Source organism: Streptomyces sp. NRRL WC-3549 (assembly GCF_000721935.1).
In the GTDB taxonomy this organism is placed as follows: Bacteria; Actinomycetota; Actinomycetes; order Streptomycetales; family Streptomycetaceae; genus Streptomyces.
Genome location: NZ_KL585457.1, coordinates 9,085 through 9,786, shown reverse-complemented (window position 1 = coordinate 9,786; position 702 = coordinate 9,085). Strand labels below are relative to the sequence as shown.

2 protein-coding genes are annotated in these 702 nt (G+C 70.2%); both read right to left on the bottom strand.

The window, feature by feature from the left end; translation table 11 throughout:
- The coding region (locus IH13_RS0135790) for a DUF742 domain-containing protein (protein WP_030084981.1) at positions 1-364 on the bottom strand (364 nt) is incomplete at its 3' end.
- Between the two features lie 134 nt (positions 365-498).
- A partial coding sequence (locus IH13_RS0135785; protein ID WP_031091266.1) for a roadblock/LC7 domain-containing protein occupies positions 499-702 on the bottom strand: 204 nt, incomplete at its 5' end.

The following is a 702-nucleotide window of genomic DNA, read 5'->3' as shown; positions in this document are numbered from 1 at the left end:
CATCCGGCGCGCCGCCGGCCTCTCCGTTGCCCGGCTGGTGGATGGCCACCATGCCGGCTTCCGCCAGGTCCGCCACGAGGATCCTGGCCACGCCCAGCGGCATGGACAGCAGTGCCGAGACCTCGGCCACCGACTTCACCTCGCGGCAGAGGTGGCAGATCCGCTGGTGCTCGGGCAGCAGGGTCCCGAGGTGAGCGGGGTCTGCCGTGGTGCTGACCAGCGCCTCTATCGCGAGCTGGTAGCGCGGCCGGGTCCGGCCGCCGGTCATGGCGTAGGGACGGACCAGCGGCTGGTCGCCTTCACCGTCGTACGACGCGTGATGCAGCGCGCCGTACGGATCCGGTGAGGCGGGTGGCGGGGTCATGAATCCTCCGGGCGTGACAGCAGGTATTCGCCTTGCCGTCGGGAAGGGCCGGTGGGGGGACTGGGGCGGCCGGACGGGTGAGGGTTTCGGGTAGTACCTGGGTGGATCGTGTCAGGTCTCTGCCGCATGGCCGCCTAGTGGAGCAGACTGCCTTGTAGTTCGGCGCGGAGGTCGGGGGTGAGGACGGTCCCCGCGCGGTCGACGAGAAGGGCCATCTCGTACCCGACGAGCCCGATGTCGGCCTCCGGGTGCGCGAGGACGGCCAGCGAAGAGCCGTCCGAGATGGACATCAGGAAGAGGAACCCGCGTTCCATCTCCACGACGGTCTGGCTCACGGC